This is a genomic window from Rodentibacter heidelbergensis, assembly GCF_002000125.1.
Classification (GTDB): Bacteria; Pseudomonadota; Gammaproteobacteria; order Enterobacterales; family Pasteurellaceae; genus Rodentibacter; species Rodentibacter heidelbergensis.
This window is the reverse complement of record NZ_MLHH01000010.1, coordinates 159,069-178,314: the sequence shown is the minus strand read 5'-3', so window position 1 is coordinate 178,314 and position 19,246 is coordinate 159,069. Positions and strand designations below refer to the sequence as shown.

The 19,246-nt window shown below is 42.0% G+C and carries 18 protein-coding genes and 4 tRNA genes; 15 read left to right on the top strand and 7 right to left on the bottom strand.

The window, feature by feature from the left end:
- The 5 genes from BKK48_RS05495 to BKK48_RS05475 all read right to left on the bottom strand — a co-directional run.
- The coding region (locus BKK48_RS05495) for a GTP-binding protein (RefSeq protein WP_143538773.1) at nucleotides 1–622 on the bottom strand (622 nt) is incomplete at its 3' end.
- 104 nt (nucleotides 623–726) lie between these two features.
- A tRNA-Thr gene (locus tag BKK48_RS05490) sits at nucleotides 727–802 on the bottom strand.
- Between the two features lie 3 nt (nucleotides 803–805).
- Nucleotides 806–880 (bottom strand) — tRNA-Gly (locus BKK48_RS05485).
- Nucleotides 881–921: 41 nt separating this feature from the next.
- A tRNA-Tyr gene (locus BKK48_RS05480) sits at nucleotides 922–1,006 on the bottom strand.
- A gap of 30 nt (nucleotides 1,007–1,036) precedes the next feature.
- A tRNA-Thr gene (locus BKK48_RS05475) sits at nucleotides 1,037–1,112 on the bottom strand.
- A 214-nt stretch (nucleotides 1,113–1,326) separates the two neighbouring features.
- Between BKK48_RS05475 and coaA the strand changes: the two genes are divergently transcribed.
- From coaA to ilvA, 6 genes are all read left to right on the top strand, one after another.
- The gene (coaA, locus tag BKK48_RS05470) at nucleotides 1,327–2,262 is read left to right on the top strand and encodes a type I pantothenate kinase (RefSeq protein ID WP_077427151.1); all 936 of its coding nucleotides are present in this window, start codon (nucleotides 1,327–1,329) and stop codon (nucleotides 2,260–2,262) included.
- Nucleotides 2,263–2,424: 162 nt separating this feature from the next.
- Complete coding sequence (ilvG, locus tag BKK48_RS05465; RefSeq protein WP_077427146.1) at nucleotides 2,425–4,080, top strand: acetolactate synthase 2 catalytic subunit; 1,656 nt, start codon at nucleotides 2,425–2,427, stop codon at nucleotides 4,078–4,080.
- A gap of 1 nt (nucleotide 4,081) precedes the next feature.
- Nucleotides 4,082–4,309, top strand: coding sequence for an acetolactate synthase 2 small subunit (gene ilvM, locus BKK48_RS05460; protein WP_077427145.1), 228 nt, complete (start codon nucleotides 4,082–4,084; stop codon nucleotides 4,307–4,309).
- Entirely contained in the window at nucleotides 4,299–5,219 is a 921-nt protein-coding gene (locus BKK48_RS10020; RefSeq protein WP_208604178.1) for a hypothetical protein, read from the top strand. Before ilvM ends, BKK48_RS10020 begins: the two co-directional genes overlap by 11 nt.
- Before the next feature lie 20 nt (nucleotides 5,220–5,239).
- Nucleotides 5,240–7,078 carry a dihydroxy-acid dehydratase gene (ilvD, locus tag BKK48_RS05450; RefSeq protein WP_077427144.1) on the top strand — a complete coding sequence of 613 codons (1,839 nt, stop codon included), beginning with the start codon at nucleotides 5,240–5,242 and terminating at the stop codon, nucleotides 7,076–7,078.
- 70 nt (nucleotides 7,079–7,148) lie between these two features.
- Nucleotides 7,149–8,690, top strand: coding sequence for a threonine ammonia-lyase, biosynthetic (gene ilvA / locus BKK48_RS05445; protein ID WP_077427143.1), 1,542 nt, complete (start codon nucleotides 7,149–7,151; stop codon nucleotides 8,688–8,690).
- A 63-nt stretch (nucleotides 8,691–8,753) separates the two neighbouring features.
- Here ilvA and BKK48_RS05440 read toward each other — a convergent pair whose 3' ends face one another.
- Together BKK48_RS05440 and BKK48_RS05435 are read right to left on the bottom strand one after the other, a co-directional pair.
- Entirely contained in the window at nucleotides 8,754–9,389 is a 636-nt protein-coding gene (locus BKK48_RS05440) for a hypothetical protein (RefSeq protein ID WP_077427142.1), read from the bottom strand.
- 107 nt (nucleotides 9,390–9,496) lie between these two features.
- Nucleotides 9,497–10,798, bottom strand: a complete 1,302-nt coding sequence (locus tag BKK48_RS05435; protein WP_077427141.1) for an anaerobic C4-dicarboxylate transporter — start codon at nucleotides 10,796–10,798, stop codon at nucleotides 9,497–9,499.
- 459 nt (nucleotides 10,799–11,257) lie between these two features.
- Here BKK48_RS05435 and argC point away from each other — a divergent pair, with 459 nt between their 5' ends.
- The 9 genes from argC (at nucleotide 11,258) to BKK48_RS05390 (ending at nucleotide 19,191) form a co-directional block, all read left to right on the top strand.
- Complete coding sequence (gene argC / locus BKK48_RS05430; RefSeq protein WP_077427140.1) at nucleotides 11,258–12,277, top strand: N-acetyl-gamma-glutamyl-phosphate reductase; 1,020 nt, start codon at nucleotides 11,258–11,260, stop codon at nucleotides 12,275–12,277.
- Between the two features lie 11 nt (nucleotides 12,278–12,288).
- On the top strand, nucleotides 12,289–13,491 hold the full coding sequence (argJ, locus tag BKK48_RS05425) for a bifunctional glutamate N-acetyltransferase/amino-acid acetyltransferase ArgJ (protein ID WP_077427139.1): 1,203 nt from the start codon (nucleotides 12,289–12,291) through the stop codon (nucleotides 13,489–13,491).
- 14 nt (nucleotides 13,492–13,505) lie between these two features.
- A complete protein-coding gene (gene argB, locus BKK48_RS05420) occupies nucleotides 13,506–14,243 on the top strand; it encodes an acetylglutamate kinase (protein ID WP_077427138.1) in 738 nt (245 codons plus the stop codon).
- Nucleotides 14,244–15,383, top strand: coding sequence for an acetylornithine transaminase (locus BKK48_RS05415; protein ID WP_077427137.1), 1,140 nt, complete (start codon nucleotides 14,244–14,246; stop codon nucleotides 15,381–15,383). It abuts the gene before it with no gap.
- Nucleotides 15,384–15,533: 150 nt separating this feature from the next.
- Nucleotides 15,534–15,980 (top strand): rhodanese-like domain-containing protein, encoded by a 447-nt coding sequence (locus tag BKK48_RS05410; RefSeq protein ID WP_077427136.1) that lies wholly within the window; start codon nucleotides 15,534–15,536, stop codon nucleotides 15,978–15,980.
- An 11-nt stretch (nucleotides 15,981–15,991) separates the two neighbouring features.
- Nucleotides 15,992–16,504, top strand: coding sequence for a protein-export chaperone SecB (secB, locus tag BKK48_RS05405; RefSeq protein WP_077427135.1), 513 nt, complete (start codon nucleotides 15,992–15,994; stop codon nucleotides 16,502–16,504).
- Between the two features lie 49 nt (nucleotides 16,505–16,553).
- Nucleotides 16,554–17,561, top strand: coding sequence for an NAD(P)H-dependent glycerol-3-phosphate dehydrogenase (gene gpsA, locus BKK48_RS05400; RefSeq protein WP_077427134.1), 1,008 nt, complete (start codon nucleotides 16,554–16,556; stop codon nucleotides 17,559–17,561).
- 9 nt (nucleotides 17,562–17,570) lie between these two features.
- A complete protein-coding gene (gene cysE, locus BKK48_RS05395) occupies nucleotides 17,571–18,368 on the top strand; it encodes a serine O-acetyltransferase (RefSeq protein WP_077427133.1) in 798 nt (265 codons plus the stop codon).
- A gap of 7 nt (nucleotides 18,369–18,375) precedes the next feature.
- Nucleotides 18,376–19,191: a shikimate 5-dehydrogenase gene (locus tag BKK48_RS05390; RefSeq protein WP_077427132.1), complete on the top strand. Its 816-nt coding sequence runs from the start codon at nucleotides 18,376–18,378 to the stop codon at nucleotides 19,189–19,191.
- Nucleotides 19,192–19,246 lie beyond the last annotated feature (55 nt).

Sequence of the window (19,246 nt, the reverse complement as noted above, 5' to 3'; positions counted from 1 at the left end):
CAATTGCACGCTCAGGCTCCGGAATGTAAGTATCTAAGTGGTTAGCTAACTCAAGGATTTTTTCCTCCCATGCTGCATCGCCTTCTAAAGCTTTTAATGCAGAACCACGCACGATTGGCGTATCATCACCCGGGAAGTCATATTGAGAAAGAAGCTCACGAACTTCCATTTCAACTAATTCTAATAACTCTTCGTCATCTACCATATCGCATTTGTTTAAGAATACGATGATGTAAGGAACACCTACTTGGCGACCTAATAAGATGTGCTCACGAGTTTGTGGCATAGGACCGTCAGTTGCCGCTACAACTAAGATAGCGCCATCCATTTGTGCCGCACCGGTAATCATGTTTTTAACATAGTCGGCGTGTCCCGGACAGTCAACGTGTGCATAGTGACGAGTTGGGGTATCATATTCAACGTGTGAAGTGTTGATGGTGATACCACGTGCTTTTTCTTCAGGTGCATTATCGATTTGGTCAAATGCACGCGCTGAACCACCGTAGTGTTTTGCTAATACGGTGGTGATTGCTGCTGTTAAAGTTGTTTTACCGTGGTCAACGTGGCCGATTGTACCCACGTTTACGTGCGGTTTTGTACGTTCAAATTTTTCTTTAGACATTTAAAGAGTCCCTCTAAATAGACACGGTTATCGATGGGTAAATAAACCACATTAACCAATAAAATTGTTTACTAATTTAAATAAAAGGAAGAGAAATTTAAGGCTGGTGCTGATAGGCGGATTTGAACCGCCGACCTCACCCTTACCAAGGGTGCGCTCTACCAACTGAGCTATATCAGCGTTTGGAGCGGGCAGCGGGAATCGAACCCGCATCATTAGCTTGGAAGGCTAAGGTAATAGCCATTATACGATGCCCGCAAGTCCTAAATTCGTCTGTCCCATCAGATTCATCTAAAAGATGGTGGAGGGAGAAGGATTCGAACCTTCGAAGGCTGAGCCAACAGATTTACAGTCTGCCCCCTTTGGCCGCTCGGGAACCCCTCCACACTAAATGAATACTTATTCACGAAAGGATGGTGCCGACTATCGGAATCGAACTGATGACCTACTGATTACAAGTCAGTTGCTCTACCTACTGAGCTAAGTCGGCGTATCGTAAGCAAGTGAGGCGTATTATATGGAAAAAAGTTTGCCTGACAAGTCTTTTTTCTAAAAAAATTTATTTTTTTACTTATTCGTCTACTTTGCAAGCAAAAGCCCCGTTTTTTGTCTTTATTTTCATCAATCTTAAGAAAAACAATGCATAATGATACGTTATAAGGTATATTTTTGAGTATTTTTATACTTTTATATTGCATCAAATCGTGGAAATTTCTAATCAACTGACGCCGTTTCTACACTTCAATCGAGCACAATGGGCTAATTTACGAAAATCGGTTCCTTTAAAATTAACCGAACAAGACCTCAAACCCTTACTGGGATTTAATGAAGACCTTTCTCTTGAAGAAGTCAGTACCATTTATTTACCCCTTACCCGTTTAATTAATTACTACATTGACGAAAATCTTCGCCGCCAAACAGTATTAAACCGTTTTCTTGGCGGGCAGAATCCTAAAGTCCCTTATATTATCGGTATCGCAGGTAGTGTGGCAGTTGGAAAAAGCACCTCTGCAAGAATTCTACAATCCCTGCTTTCTCACTGGCCGAAAGAAAGAAAAGTCGATCTCATCACCACAGACGGTTTTCTCTATCCTCTTGAAAAACTCAAACAAGATAATTTATTGCAAAAAAAAGGCTTTCCGGTTTCCTATGACACGGCAAAATTAATTCGCTTTCTTGCCGAAGTGAAATCCGGACATGAAAATGTCCAATCCCCCATTTATTCCCATTTAACTTACGATATCATTCCCAATCAATTCGACATCGTCAATCAACCGGATATCTTAATTTTAGAAGGATTAAATGTTCTACAAACAGGGGGAAATAAAACCTCTCAAACTTTCGTATCTGACTTTGTGGATTTTTCTATCTATGTCGATGCGAAAGAAGCATTATTAAAAGAATGGTATATCAAACGTTTCTTAAAATTTCGCCAAAGTGCTTTTAAAGATCCTCATTCCTACTTTAAACACTATGCCGAACTTTCGGAGCAAGATGCGATTAATACGGCAACCCATATCTGGGAAAAGATTAACGGCTTAAATTTACGGGAGAACATCCTACCAACCCGAGAACGAGCCAATTTGATTTTAACCAAAGGTGCGGATCATGCCGTTGAATTAGTCAAATTGAGAAAATAAGTGCGGTCAAAAACCACGCTGTTTTAATCATATCAAGTACGACAGCGCAATTTGTCGTGCTTTTTTTATTTTTTTCTCCTCTCTACTCTACCAATGCGACAAAATTTCGCTACAATGAAAACCTTGTCAAAAAAACAACAATAAATATAGGATGTAAACACCATGACAGGTGCACAACTCATCATGGCGTGCTTGAAAGCGCACCATGTCACCACACTTTTCGGTTATCCCGGTGGGGCAATCATGCCCACCTATGATGCACTTTATGATGCAGGCCTAGACCACCTTCTTTGCCGCAATGAGCAAGGTGCTGCAATGGCAGCTATTGGCTATGCACGCTCTACGGGTAAAGTGGGCGTATGTATTGCCACCTCAGGTCCTGGTGCAACCAATTTAATTACCGGCCTTGGCGATGCAATGATGGACTCTATTCCCGTGATCGCCATTACCGGTCAAGTGGCCTCACCACTCATTGGTACAGATGCCTTCCAAGAGGCGGATGTCCTTGGTCTTTCTCTTGGCTGTACAAAACACAGTTTTATTGTGCAAAGCATTGATGAATTGGCCGATGTTTTCGCACAAGCATTTGACATTGCACAGCGTGGCCGCCCCGGCCCGGTATTGATTGATATACCACGAGATATTCAAGTAGGTGAAGTGCCGGCCCATATCAAAGCTTATGCCAAAACACCGACAAAACCGACCGCACTTTCCAATGAGAATTTGGCGCAAGCAACATCGCTTCTATCTTCTGCTAAAAAACCTGTTCTATATGTAGGGGGCGGTGTTGGCATGGCAAAAGCCGTACCGGCATTGCGTGAATTTTTAGCCCAAACCAATATGCCATCGGTTTCCACCTTGAAAGGATTGGGCACAATTCACCCAAACCTCGATCTGTATATGGGAATGATCGGCATGCACGGCACGAAAGCCGCCAATTTTGCGGTGCAAGAATGTGATTTATTACTTGTGTGTGGCGCACGTTTTGATGATCGTGTAACAGGAAAACTTGATACCTTTGCCCCTCATGCTAAAGTCATTCATTGCGATATTGATGGTGCGGAAATCCATAAACTCCGCCATGCGGATGTCGCCTTACAAGGGGATTTAATTCAAGCCTTAAATGCGTTAAAACAACCGCTCGATATCGAACCTTGGCGTAAGCACGTTCGAGAACTCAAAGCAAAATTAGATTTCACATATGTGGATAATGCCGGCCGTCGCCCGATTGATCCTTGGGCATTACTGCACACCCTATCCAAACGTAAACCACAAAACGCTGTTGTTTGTACCGATGTAGGACAACACCAAATGTGGTCGGCACAACATATGCAGCACTTTGCACCTGAAAATTATATTACCTCCGCCGGCTTCGGCACCATGGGATTTGGTTTACCTGCAGCCATTGGTGCAAAAAAAGCCCGTCCGCAAGATGAAGTCATTTTAGTCACCGGGGATGGCTCTTTTATGATGAACATTCAAGAACTGGGTAGTATTAAACGGGACAATTTACCGGTAAAAATTCTACTATTGGATAATCAACGTTTAGGTATGGTTCGCCAATGGCAGGATTTGTTTTGGAACAAACGCCGCTCGGAAACAATTTTAGAAGACAACCCTGATTTTGTGATGCTCACCAATGCGTTTGATATCCCCGCTGAACGCATTGAACAAGCGGATGAAGTAGATGCGGCTCTCACAAGATTACTCGAAAGCGACACCGCCTATTTATTACAAGTCTGTATTCCGCCTGATGATTGTGTTTGGCCGTTAGTGCCGCCGGGGGCTTGTAATGCAGATATGGTGGAGGAAATGTAAGATGAATGAATATCAAGTTGAATTAACCGCCCACCACCGACCGGAAGTATTGGAACGAATTCTGCGTGTCGTCCGCCACCGTGGTTTCACTGTCACTGCCGTGCAAATGGTATTAATTGAAAGCAAAGTGCAGTTAAAAATTACCGTGAAATCTGACCGCACTTTGAATTTATTGGTGAATCAATTGGTGAAGTTGCCGGATGTGATGAGGCTCAAAAATGATTATTAAAGACGATGATGAAGACTTTCCTATATATAGAATTATGTCTATTTATGAGTTTTATGATTTATACGTAAATAAAAAACTTAAACTTTCTCTATTTTCAATCCAAAAAGATAAAAATGATGGAATCGAGCATTTTTTTAGTTACTTATTCTTTTTAGGACATTTTGAAAAAAATAATGAGGCACTAAATCTTTTACAAAACCTTAGACAAAATAAATATATGACTTGCTGGTCTGAAACAAAGGATTCCGTAGCCATGTGGTCATTATATTCAGTAAATCAAGAGTTTATAAAAGTTAGAACCAGCATTAAGAAATTGAGTAGTGAACTGACAAAGTTTGGTGAAAAATTTTCTATTGATACTCAATGGGAGAGAAAAGATGAAAAATTAGTTGTTCTATGTGGACACATTAAAAAAGCTAAATATCTAGATTTAAGAGAATACATTCACAAGATAGATAAAATATATAAGCAAGAATATGTGAAGATAATTACAAACTTTAAAGATCAAATTAATTTTAGAAAGACACTTGATGAAGATATAGAGCTATTAAATTTCTTTATCAAAGATATATCTTTCCAACATGAAAAAGAAATAAGAGGAGAGTTAGATGTTGGTATAAGTTATGCAGATCAATTTTCTTCTTTTGAAGAGTGGAGTAAATCTGCCGAAGCAAAGAGTATTCCTATAAAACACAACAAAAATAATGAGCTTAAAACAGTGGAGTTTATTGATATTTCCTCCCCTTATTTTATAGAAGAAATAAGTTTCGATCCTCGAATGCCATCTTATAAAAGAGAGTTATTAATAGATATGATGAAAATAGATAGAAATATGATTGTTGAGTCCAATTGTTTCAACCCTATAATAACATCTGATTTCAAATTCGATTTTTTAAAAGGTCTAATATAACTTTAAAACTTGGAGAAATTATGCCAAAACTACGTTCAGCGACCAGTACACAGGGTCGTAATATGGCAGGGGCACGAGCCTTATGGCGTGCCACAGGAATGAAAGAAAATGACTTCGGAAAACCTATTATTGCAGTGGTCAATTCCTTCACGCAATTTGTACCGGGGCATGTGCATTTAAAAGATTTAGGTCAACTTGTTGCAAAAGAAATTGAAAAAGCAGGCGGTGTGGCAAAAGAATTTAACACCATTGCAGTGGATGACGGTATCGCCATGGGTCATGGCGGTATGTTGTATTCCCTGCCTTCTCGTGATCTCATTGCTGACTCTGTGGAATATATGGTGAATGCCCATTGTGCCGATGCCATGGTCTGTATCTCCAACTGCGATAAAATTACCCCGGGGATGTTAATGGCGGCAATGCGTTTAAATATTCCTGCGATTTTTGTTTCAGGCGGCCCGATGGAAGCGGGTAAAACCAAGCTTTCCGATCAACTCATTCGTTTAGACTTAGTGGATGCCATGATCGAAGCAGCCGATCCAAAAGTGTCTGATGAACGCATTGATATCATTGAGCGTAGCGCCTGCCCAACTTGCGGATCTTGTTCCGGTATGTTCACAGCAAACTCAATGAACTGCTTAACAGAAGCACTTGGGTTAAGTTTACCGGGCAATGGTTCGATGCTTGCCACTCACGCCGACCGCAAAGAACTCTTCTTAAAAGCCGGTCGCCAAATCGTGGAATTATGCAAACGTTACTATGAACAAGACGATGAAAGCGTATTGCCACGTTCAATCGGTACTTTTGAAGCCTTCGAAAACGCCATGAGTTTAGATATTGCCATGGGCGGTTCAAGCAATACGGTGTTACACTTATTAGCCGCTGCACAAGAAGCCGGCGTCGATTTCAAAATGGCAGATATTGATCGCCTATCCCGTGTCGTGCCTTGCTTAAGTAAAATCGCACCGAACACTAATAAATACCACATGGAAGATGTTCACCGAGCCGGGGGCATCATGGGTTTACTGGGCGAACTCGACCGTGCGGGATTAATCCATAAAAATACCCACACCGTATTGGGAATGACGATGGGCGAGCAGCTTGATCAATACGATATTATTCGTAACCAAGACGAAGAGTTACACAAATTCTTCCGTGCGGGGCCTGCGGGTATTCGTACTACGGAAGCCTTCTCACAAGATTGTCGTTGGGATACAGTGGATAATGATCGTGAAAACGGCTGTATTCGTGATAAAGCGCATGCTATCTCACAAGAGGGAGGCTTGGCGGTACTATTTGGTAATCTTGCAGAAGACGGTTGTATTGTAAAAACTGCCGGCGTGGATGAATCCATTTGGAAATTCAGTGGTTCGGCTATCGTATTTGAGAGCCAAGAAGATGCCGTTGCCGGGATTTTGGGCGGAAAAGTAAAAGAAGGCAATGTGGTAGTGATCCGCTACGAAGGCCCGAAAGGCGGCCCGGGTATGCAAGAAATGTTGTATCCGACCAGCTATTTAAAATCCATGGGATTAGGCAAAAAATGTGCCTTATTAACTGACGGACGTTTTTCCGGTGGCACATCAGGGCTTTCAATCGGCCATGCTTCACCGGAAGCAGCATCAGGCGGTGCAATCGGTTTAGTGCGTGATGGCGATATCATCAACATTGATATTCCAAATCGTGCAATTAATCTTCAAATTAGCGATGAAGAACTCGCCACCCGTCGTGCAGAACAAGATAAAAAAGGCTGGATACCAGCAAATCGCCAACGTGAAGTCTCTTTTGCCTTAAAAGTGTTCGGGCATTTCGCTACCTCTGCCGATAAAGGTGCGGTGCGGGATAAAACCCTTTTAAAATAACCAACAACATCTCCCCCTATCCCCCTCTTTTATAAGAGAGGGGGAAATACGAAGTCAGCAAAATAAGATTATGAAAAACCTACTCACTAACCCACAACCAAGCCAAAGTGATTACATTAATGCGATTGTTAAACTAGGCTCACGCGTTTACGAAGCGGCAACCGTTACACCGCTACAAAAAATGGGAAAATTATCCGAACGCCTACACAATAATATTTGGATTAAACGGGAAGATCGCCAACCGGTGAACAGCTTTAAACTGCGTGGTGCTTATGCCATGATCTCCAGTCTTTCCCCCGAACAAAAAGCCGCAGGTGTCATCGCCGCATCAGCGGGAAACCATGCTCAAGGTGTTGCCCTATCCGCCAAAGAGCTTGGTTTGAAAGCCTTAATTGTGATGCCACAAAATACACCAAGCATTAAAGTGGATGCAGTGCGTGGTTTTGGTGGCGAAGTGTTACTGCACGGTGCCAATTTTGATGAAGCGAAAGCCAAAGCAATTGCTCTTTCCAAAGAAAAAAATATGACTTTCATTCCGCCTTTTGACCATCCCCTCGTGATTGCCGGACAAGGCACATTGGCGATGGAAATGTTACAGCAAGTGGCGGATTTAGATTATGTCTTCGTACAAGTCGGCGGTGGTGGCTTAGCGGCCGGTGTAGCAATTTTGCTAAAACAATTTATGCCGGATATCAAAGTGATCGGCGTAGAATCCAAAGATTCCGCCTGTTTAAATGCTGCGCTTGAAAAGGGTGAACCCACCGATCTCGCCCATGTCGGGTTATTTGCAGATGGCGTGGCGGTGAAACGAATTGGCGATGAAACTTTCCGATTATGCCACCAATATCTTGATGATATGGTACTTGTCGAAAGTGACGAAGTGTGCGCCGCCATGAAAGATTTATTTGAAAATGTGCGTGCCGTCTCCGAACCCTCCGGTGCATTAGGCTTAGCGGGTTTGAAAAAATATGTAAAAAAACATCATATCGAAAATAAAAATATGGCGGCGATTTTATCCGGCGCAAACCTGAATTTCCACACACTCCGCTATGTTTCCGAACGTTGCGAAATTGGTGAAAATCGTGAAGCCTTGCTTGCGGTTACCATGCCGGAACAACCGGGAAGTTTCTTAAAATTCGTTCAAGTGCTAGGCAACCGTGCCGTCACAGAATTTAGCTATCGCTATGCCGATGACAAACGTGCCTGCATTTTTGTGGGGGTACGCACCTTAGATGAAGCGGAAAAATCAGACATCATCAGAGATCTCACCCAAAACGGTTTCGATGTGGAAGATATGTCCGATGATGACATTGCTAAAACCCATGTGCGTTATCTAATGGGAGGCCGCGCTGCCAACCCGAGTGAACGTTTATATACTTTTGAGTTTCCGGAACAAAAAGGCGCGTTACTAAAATTCTTAGAAACCTTACAAAATCGCTGGAATATTTCCCTGTTCCATTACCGGGCCCATGGTGCAGACTATGGTAATATTCTCGCCGCTTTTCAATTGGGTGAAACCACACAAGCCGAATTTGAGCAAGCACTTGAAAAACTCAACTATGTTTATGAGGATGTCACCGAAAGTAAATCTTATCGTTATTTCTTACGCTAAAAATCACATAAAAAAATAACCGCACTTTAGAAACGTAAAGTGCGGTTATTTTTTGCTTTGTTTTTATTTTACAAATTCACTAAATTCCAATTCATAGTCATCCCCATCTCGGGAATATTTGATATAGCGAGGGAATTGTTCGCCTGTGAATTTTTTCACCATAATATCTTTGTTACCCGTTTTGAAGGTATAGGTGATTTCTGTGACCTTTTGTTTATTGTATTCAATTTGTTTCTCACGTTTATTTACCTTCACATTTTCCATCGGATAGAGTTTTTTACCATTGGTAATTTGAAAGCTGGTGGGTAATTTATCGTAGTAACTCAACTGAAATGCCATGGTGAATAAATCAAAAGTCGGTAAGTTAAGTGCTTCCGTTTTTAACCCACTTTTCACTTTACCGTATTCAATGCTTGTAGGAGAGATTTTTGACAGCGCATAAGGTTTGCCATTTCGCACATCCTGATAATTCACCATTTTAAACTGGCTAGGTGTTTGTGAGCCTCGAGATAAAAAAACAATGTTATAAAGGGGAATGTTAATTTTAGCATTCACCGAATATTGAGTCCCGTCCGCTTTAAAATGCACATAGGCAGGCATTAAATAATTAGAGCTGTATTTGATATTGTAATCCACCGCAGACCATGCTGTCGGGATATAACTGATTAGGGCAACAAAAAGGATTTTTAAAAATTTCATGCGTTCTCCTTCATAAAACAAGTTGTCTGTTAGAGTGAGATTTTAGGCTTTAGTTCAGCAAAAAAACCATCTCCAAAGAGATGGTTTTATGTATTAAATAAAAGAGGTTATAAAACCCAACCTGCCACTAAAAAACCGAATGTCACTGATAATACGATAGCAATCACACCCGGAATTAAGAATGGGTGGTTAAAGACATATTTACCAATGCGGGTTGATCCGGTGTCATCCATTTCCACTGCCGCAATTAATGTCGGATAGGTTGGGAGGATGAACAAGGCTGAAACTGCCGCAAATGCTGCAATCGCCGCTTCCGGAGAAACCCCTAACAATAATGCCGTCGGGTATAAGGCTTTCGCTGTTGCCGCTTGTGAGTAGAGCAATGTACTTGCAAAGAAGAGGATAACCGCCAAACTCCAAGGATATTGTTGTAAGAACTCAGCAGAGACTTCTTTAATTTGATCGATGTGGCCTTCAACAAAAGTATTCCCCAACCAAGCGACACCCAATACACAAATCACCGCAGACATACCTGATTTAAAGGTGGCGGCATTGGTGATATGTGCGGTATCCACTTTACATGCCATTGTAATAATGGCGGCTGTGGCTAACATAAAAGAAATGATTGCGTTATCACGGGAAAGAATTGGATTTTCAATCAACCCAACCGTTTTACTGATTGCAGTGGCATAAAGCATCACCACAAGAATGGCGAAAAGAAAAATCCCTACGGATCGTTTTGCGTAAGGTTTAATTTCAATTTGTAATTCACCACGCATGGTAATTAAGCCTTTTGCTAAGCGTTCTTGATAAATAGGATCATCTTTTAAGTCTTTACCTAAGAAGTTACAGATAAGCGCAGTAATCATACAAGCAGCATAGGTGGTTGGAATCCAAATGCCCAATAATTGTAAATAACTTAAACCAAATTTTTGCTCTAAAGAGGTGGAAAGAAACACAACCGCCGCAGAAATGGGTGAGGCCGTAATCGCAATTTGTGAGGCGATCACCGCAATAGAGAGAGGACGAGATGGACGAATGCCTTGTTCTTTCGCCACTTCAGCAATAACCGGTAAGGTTGAAAATGCTGTATGTCCTGTTCCTGCAAGCACTGTCATAAAATAAGTGACCGTTGGTGCAAGGAAAGTGATGTGTTTTGGATTTTTACGAAGAATTCTTTCTGCCACTTTGACTAAAAAATCCATTCCACCGGCAACTTGCATCGCAGCAATTGCCATAATCACAGACATAATCACAGAAATCACATCAAAAGGAATGGCTCCCGGTTTTAAACCAAGTAAAGAGAGCGCAACCACCCCCATACCGCCCATAAAACCGATACCAATCCCACCTAATCTTGCTCCAAGGTAAATAAAGAGCAACACAACCAAAAGTTGAGCCCAAATCATACGATTTTTCCTCCATTAATCACTAAAAACTAAAATCCTAAAACTCTTATCAGTAGACTAATCATCCCGCTATCATTGAATTTTTATTCACTATCAATTGTGCTTTTTTCAACATACAGACATCGACAATATCAAAAACGCATTTAATCCTCTGATTAAGATACTTCCCATAGTATAAATATAACCCCTTTTTCCTCCAACTAAATTCTCTAAAAGGAAATCATAAAAAGCGAGATTTATGATCCTGATCATAAAATTATTTTCCCCTCAAATAAGCCGCGCCCCTTTCTCTTTAAACGAGTTATTTTAAAGGACCCCAAAAGTGCGGTGGGTTTTTCACCTGTTTTTCTATGCAATTGGTTCGACCAGAGCCTGTTTTGTTCCCCTTAGGTTGACATCACTCTTAATTTTGAATATTTATTCATTGTAAATAAATAATAATTCAATGTGGGCAAAAGTATGAAAGTAGGAATAATTGGCATAACGGGTTATAGCGGCAGCGTGCTTTATACATTATTGATGCAGCATCCCCAAATATCCTCTGTTGAACTTTATGGTAGAGAGCAAGAAAAGCTGATATTAAGTGATCTTCCTGCCTTTGGTAAAAATCCGCTCAGGGTAAAACCCTTTAATGCCAACAATATCCAACAAGAAGTGGATTGTTTATTTTGTGCAACCCCTGCCGGGGTAAGCGGAAAACTAATAGGCCCTTTTATTGATTCGCACTTTCCAGTTATTGATTTATCCGGTGATTTCCGTTTGAGAAACGAAAAGCACTATGAAAATTGGTATCAGCAAAAAGGTCGGCAATTACCACCACCTCATAAAATCACTTACGCATTGCCCGAATTTACCTCAAGCTATACGCCTTATATTGCTAACCCCGGCTGTTATGCCACGGCCACCTTATTAGGTTTAGCGCCCTTGGCAAGAGCCGGAATGATTGAACCGGGATCCATTATCACCGATGCAAAATCCGGTGTATCCGGTGCCGGAAAAGCGCCAACAGCAACAACACATTTTCCCTTTATCAACGAAAATTTATGGGTTTATCGTTTAAATCAACATCAACATATTCCCGAAATCACCCAACAATTAAAAGATTGGGACAGCCACCTACAACACATTCAATTTTCGACTACTTTATTGCCCATTACCCGAGGCATTATGGTGAATACTTATGCAAAACTCAGTCAACCGGTTACACAGTCAATCATCGAAAACATTTTTACACAATGTTATGCAAAAAAGCCCTTTGTGCGTTTTCGTGGCGCACACCTGCCAACCATTAAAGAAGTGGTCGGCTCCAATTTCTGCGATATCGGTGTGATATGGAACCCTACCACACAAATTGTCACCATCGTTTCTGTGATCGACAACTTAATGAAAGGTGCGGCAGGACAAGCGGTACAAAACTTTAATTTATATTTTGGATTTGAGGAAACAACGGGTTTACCCCGGTTTCCCCTGTACCCTTAATGGAGGAAAGCATGAACAAAACAACAAAATGGAAAGAACAACCCTTTTGCTGGCCAAAAGGCTATCACAGCGATGCCGTGCACGCCGGATTACGTTATCGAAAATTGGATTTAGGCTGGGTGCTGTCTGATGTAGCAGCCAATGCAGCGGGGGTTTATACCACCAATAAAATTTGTGCAGCCCCCACCTTGCTCACCAAACAATTAGTGAAAAAAACACAGCAATTACAGGCTGTTGTGATAAATAGTGGGTTTGCCAATGCTTGTACGGGTGAACAAGGGGTTAAAGATGTGTATTTGGAACAACAATGGGTGGCTGAAAAATTGGGTATTTCTCCCGAACTTGTGGGTGTGGCTTCCACCGGGTTAATTGGCACCCCATTACCCATGGATAAAATGCAACAAGGCATCGCCAAATTGGAAAAAAACCAAAATGATTTGATCACGCAAGCCATTTTAACCACCGATACCCAAACCAAAACATGTTGCTTGCACATTGAGATTGAGGGGAAACCCTGCACCATCACCGGTTTTGCAAAAGGCTCCGGAATGATCCATCCCAATATGGCGACTATGTTAGCCTTTGTGGTGACAGACTGTGCTATTGAAGCAAAAACCTTGCAATCGCTTTTGAGTGAGTTAACGGAACAAACCTTCAATCAAATCACCGTTGATGGCGATACCTCCACCAATGATATGGTGTTATTAATGGCAAACGGTCTGGCCAGTCATCAACCAATTAACGAACAAAGCACCGATTACCCAGTGATTAAACAGGCTTATCAATTTATGCTCACCGAATTAGCGAAAATGATCGCACAAGACGGTGAAGGGGCAAGCAAATTGATCGAAGTAAATGTTCATGGGGCAAAAAATGTTCAAGAGGCCCGATTGGCAGCAAAAGCCATTGTGGGTTCAAGCCTTGTGAAAAGTGCTGTTTTTGGTGCCGACCCTAATTGGGGGAGAATTCTCAGCTCACTGGGTGCAAGCCAAATCCATATTGACCCCACACTGATTGATGTGAATATCAATCAAACACCTATTGTCGAAAAAGGACAAGCAGCTCATTTCTCAACGGATGCGATGAGCGAAATCCTAAAAAGTGCGGTCATTGTGATTGATGTTTTTTTACATATTGGAAAAGCACATGGGCAGGCTTGGGGCTGCGATTTAACTTATGAATACGTCAATATCAACGCTTCTTATGCCACCTAGTGATGGAGGAAAAAATGAAAAATCTTATCGTCATCAAAATAGGGGGCAATGCCGGAGCGGAACTAACTCCGACATTTTATCAACAGCTCAAACAGTGGCGGGCAGCAGGGAAAGCCATTCTTTTAGTCCACGGTGGTGGCAATAAAATCTCAGAATATTGTGAAAAATTGCAATTACCTGTGATGAAAAAAGACGGTATCCGCCTCACCGATGCGGCTACATTAGAAATCACCCAAATGGTGTTATTAGGCTTAATTCAACCACAAATTTTACAGCAGCTTGCTTCCCATCAGATCCCGGCAATGGGGTTAAATACGATGACGAATGCCTCTATTCAAGGGGAGGAAATTGATCCTATCGCATTGGGTTCGGTTGGAAAAATAACCCATATTCACACCGCACTTTTTGAAACCTTATTACAAAACTATGTGGGTGTCGTTGCCCCCTTGGCACAAAATCAACAAGGTGAAAGATTAAATATTAATGGCGATCATGCTGCGGCTGAAATTGCCGCATTGTTGCAGGCTGAAGCCCTTTATTTAGTCACCGATGTTCCCGGGGTATTAAAAGAAGGACAGTTAATTTCAACCATAACCCCAACAACCGCCCGGCAATTACAAGCCAAAAATGTGATTGGTTGTGGGATGAAGCCTAAAATTAACGCCGCTTTTTATGCCCTCGAAAAGGGCGTATCCCATGTAACAATTTGTTCAAATACCTTTAATGAAGGCAGTATTTTTAAGGAAGATTAAATGAGTTTATTATTTAACACTTACAAGCGTTTCCCCTTTGAAATTATTCATGGAGAGGGAGTACATCTCACAGATAATCACGGAAAACGCTATTTAGATTTAACCAGTGGGATTGGTGTGTGCAATCTTGGCTACAACCTAGAAACTCTTAATCAGGCAGTCGCCCAACAATTACACCGCCTATGGCACGCCTCCAATTTATATCACAGTTCACTCCAAGAGCAGGTGGCAGCAAAACTGGTACAAGGCAAAGACCAATTAGTCTTTTTTTGTAATTCCGGGACAGAAGCCAATGAAGCCGCAATCAAATTAGCCCGAAAATATACGGGGAAACAGAAACTCATGGCATTTCATCAGTCTTTTCACGGGCGAACCCTGGGAGCGCTCTCTATCACAGGTAATGAGGCCATTAAAAGCGGGTTAGGTGCATTATTAAACGACGTTGATTTTATTCATTACAATGAGATTTCCGCATTATCTTCCATCACTTCGGATTATGCCGCCGTCTTCGTGGAAATCATCCAAGGTGAAGGCGGGGTAACGGTTGCCGATAGCGAATGGTTAATCGCTTTAGAAAAACAATGCCAAACCCAAGGCGTGTTACTGATTGTAGATGAAGTGCAAACCGGTATGGGGAGAACAGGAAAATTATTCGCCCATCAACATTATGGCATTCAACCGGACATCATAACCCTCGCAAAAGGGTTGGCAAATGGTTTACCTTGTGGTGCAGTCATTGGTAAGAAACAACTGGGCCAAGCATTTCAACCGGGTTCACACGGCTCCACCTTTGGCGGCAACCCCATTGCGATGGTGGCGGCAAACCAAGTTCTCAATCATATAACACCGCTATTGCTCGAAGAAGTGCAAGCCAAAGGAGAATGGATGTTAAAAAAATTAGCAAAAAAATTGACCGCACTTTCTGTGGTAAAACGCATTTCCGGCAAAGGTTTGATGATTGGCATACAATTAACAGACTGTATTCCTGTGGCGGATGTATTGGACAAACTCCACAAACAAGGGATTCTCGCCCTCTCTGCACGAGGAAATACCTTACGCTTATTGCCACCGCTTATTATCTCAAAGGAAGCATTGGACAAAGCCATCACACACATTCATCAAATTCTAAGTGCATATTAATTCACAAAAAGATTGACACTTGCTGTCAATCTTCTGTTTTTTCCCACTTCCCTTTGTAAAACAAGAATTTTTTTGAAAGAAAACCAAACTACGGTTATACTTAAGCCCTCTTTCAGCCTAAATTTAACTAAATATTAATTTGAGATAACAATGCAAGAATTTCTGCCAGATGCAATTCAATTTGCACAAAAACATACCCTATTAACCGTTTCTTGGTTTGCCATTTTCGCTGCTGTGATTTACACCTTTTTCAAATCTGCAACAGAAAAATTTAAGGTGATCGCACACCCTGAGGTGATTCGTTTAATCAACAATGAAGAGGCTGTCGTCATCGATCTTCGTACTTTGGATGACTATCAACGCGGTCATATTATCAATAGTATCCATTTACTACCGAGCGATATCAAAAATGCCAACCTCGGTAAAATTGAACAACACAAAGAAAAACCTTTAGTTTTAATAGATCTTAACGGCATATCGGCACCGGCTTCCGCCGCATTACTGGTGAAACAAGGGTTTACCAAAGTTTATATCTTAAAAGAAGGGATTTCCGCTTGGATGGGCGCAAATTTACCTATCGTTAAAAAACACAAATAAGGAACAACATTATGTCTGAACAAAATCAACAACCTGAAGTAGCGGCAGAAGAGTCGCAAGCCGTATTACAAATTCAACGTATTTATGTGAAAGATGTTTCTTTTGAAGCCCCGAATCTTCCTCATATTTTTCAACAAGAATGGAAACCAAAATTAGGTTTCGATTTAAGCACAGAAACCGTGCAATTAGGTGATGATTTATATGAAGTCACCTTAAATATCACCGTGGAAACCACCATGGAAGATTCCGGCGATCTTGCTTTTCTCTGTGAAGTGAAACAAGCGGGTGTGTTCACCATTAGCGGTTTAGAAGATGTGCAAATGGCACATTGTTTAACCTCACAATGTCCGAATATGCTATTCCCTTATGCCCGTGAATTAGTGGCAAGCTTAGTGAACCGTGGCACATTCCCAGCATTAAATCTTTCGCCGGTAAACTTTGATGCTTTATTCATTGAATATATGAACCGTCAGCAAGAAGCAGAAAATGCCCAAGCTGAAGAAGCGAAAGAAACTCAACATTAATTCTTGATACAAGGGCAAGCTTTGGATTTGCCCTTTATTTTTGGGGGAAATGATGCAACCTCAATCACCGATTACTGTTCTTGGTGCCGGTTCCTATGGTACCGCGTTGGCAATTTCGTTCTCACGAAACGGCTCCCCAACCTATCTTTGGGGGCATCATTCTGAACATATCAAGCAAATGCGATCAGAACGGCAGAACCGCCGCTTTTTGCCTGATATTATTTTTCCTGAAAAATTACATCTAGAAGAAGATTTAGCGCAAGCACTTCGCCACTCGCAAGATATTTTAATCGTCGTGCCAAGCCATGCATTTAACGAAATTCTCAGCAAAATTCGACCGCACTTACAACCTCATCATCGTCTTATTTGGGCAACCAAAGGCTTAGAAAGAAACACCGGACGACTTTTACAAACCGTTGCGGAAGAACAACTGGGAACAAATTATCCCCTTGCTGTTCTTTCCGGCCCCACCTTTGCCAAAGAACTGGCGCAAGGTTTACCCACCGCCATCACGCTTGCCTCTCACAATGAACCATTTGCCCTTGAATTTCAGGCCCGTATTCATTGCAGCAAGCATTTTCGGGTGTATGTGAATACAGATATGATTGGGGTGCAACTTGGCGGGGCAATTAAAAATGTGATTGCAATTGGGGCGGGTATTTCCGATGGTATGGGATTTGGTGCCAATGCACGCACCGCATTGATTACCCGAGGCATTGCAGAAATGAGCCGATTAGGGGCTTCCTTAGGGGCAAATCCCAACACCTTTATGGGGATGTCCGGTTTAGGGGATCTTGTCTTAACCTGTACCGACAACCAATCACGCAACCGCCGTTTTGGGCTGATGTTGGGTGAAGGTTTAACAGCACAAGCCGCAATGGAAAATATCGGTCAAGTGGTAGAGGGGTTTTATAACACAAAAGAGGCTTATCTCCTCGCTCAACGCCAAGGCGTGGAAATGCCGATTACAGAACAAATTTATCAAATTCTCTTTTGCGGAAAAAATGCACAAGATGTGGTTCGCAGTTTACTTGGGCGTGAACGGAAAGGTGAATAAGGAGGAAAAATGACATTAGAAGTATGGCAACATATTCGCCAAGAGGCGAAAACATTGGCAGAGCACGAACCCATGCTTGCAAGCTTTTTTCATTCCACGATATTAAAGCACCAAAATCTGGGCAGTGCGTTAAGTTATTTGCTTGCCAATAAATTAGCCAATCCCATTATGCCGGCCATTTCTTTGCGTGAAATTATTGAAGAAGCTTATTTCGCCGAACCGGCGATTATTGATTATGCTGCTCGTGATATAAAAGCCGTACGCCAACGGGATCCGGCAGTGGAATTGTGGTCTACCCCATTACTTTATTTAAAAGGCTTTCACGCCATTCAAAGCTACCGAATTACACATTATTTGTGGCGACAAGATAGAAAAGCCCTTGCCCTCTATTTACAAAACCAAATTTCCGTAGCCTTTGATGTGGATATCCACCCGGCCGCCCAAATTGGGCATGGCATTATGTTCGACCACGCCACCGGTATCGTAGTGGGAGAAACCTCGGTAATTGAAAACGATGTCTCCATTTTACAAGGTGTCACCTTAGGCGGCACAGGCAAAGAATCCGGTGATCGCCACCCGAAAGTGCGAGAAGGTGTGATGATTGGTGCCGGAGCAAAAATCCTTGGCAATATTGAAGTGGGGAAATATGCCAAAATCGGCGCAAATTCTGTGGTGCTTCAACCCATACCGGAATATGCCACCGCAGCCGGCGTCCCTGCTCGAATTGTCGGCCAAGACAAAGCCGCCAAACCGGCCTTTGAAATGAACCAATATTTTATTGATGATGGAATGAATTTGAATATTTGAGGTAAAAATGATCAATAAAGACACTCAACTTTGTATGTCCCTTTCCGGCAGACCGGGAAATTTTGGTACAAAATTTCACAATTATTTGTATGAAAAACAGGGATTAAACTTCATTTATAAGGCTTTTACTACACAGGATATCGAACACGCCGTGAAAGGCGTGCGTGCCTTAGGGATTCGGGGTTGTGCGGTATCCATGCCCTTCAAAGAAAGCTGTATGCCGTTTTTAGATGAAATTCACCCATCTGCCCAAGCCATTGAATCGGTCAATACCATTGTCAATGACAATGGTTTTTTGCGTGCTTATAACACTGATTACATTGCCATTGTAAAATTAATTGAGAAATATCAATTAGATAAAAATGCACAGGTCATCGTGCAGGGGAGTGGCGGAATGGCAAAAGCCGTTGTCGCTGCCTTTAAAAATAGCGGTTTTCCTAATTTGAAAGTGTATGCTAGAAATGAAAAAACAGGCCAATATTTGGCCGCACTTTATGGCTATGACTATATCAATAGCTTGGAAAATCAGCAGGCTGAGATTTTAGTCAATGTCACCCCAATTGGTATGAAAGGGGGAAAAGAAGAAGCCGATCTCGCCTTTCCGAAATCGATGATTGATGCGGCAAATGTCGCCTTTGATGTGGTAGCGATCCCTGCAGAAACCCCATTTATCCGCTATGCAGAAAGCCAAGGAAAACAAATTATTTCCGGCGCAGAAGTGATTGTTTTACAAGCAGTGGAACAATTTGAACTCTACACCCACCAACGCCCAAGCGATGAATTAATCAATGAGGCCGCCGCTTTTGCGAGAGCCAATAGTTAAAAGTGCGGTTAAAAATAAAGGCGTTTTGAAATTCCAAAACGCCTTTTTTATTCAA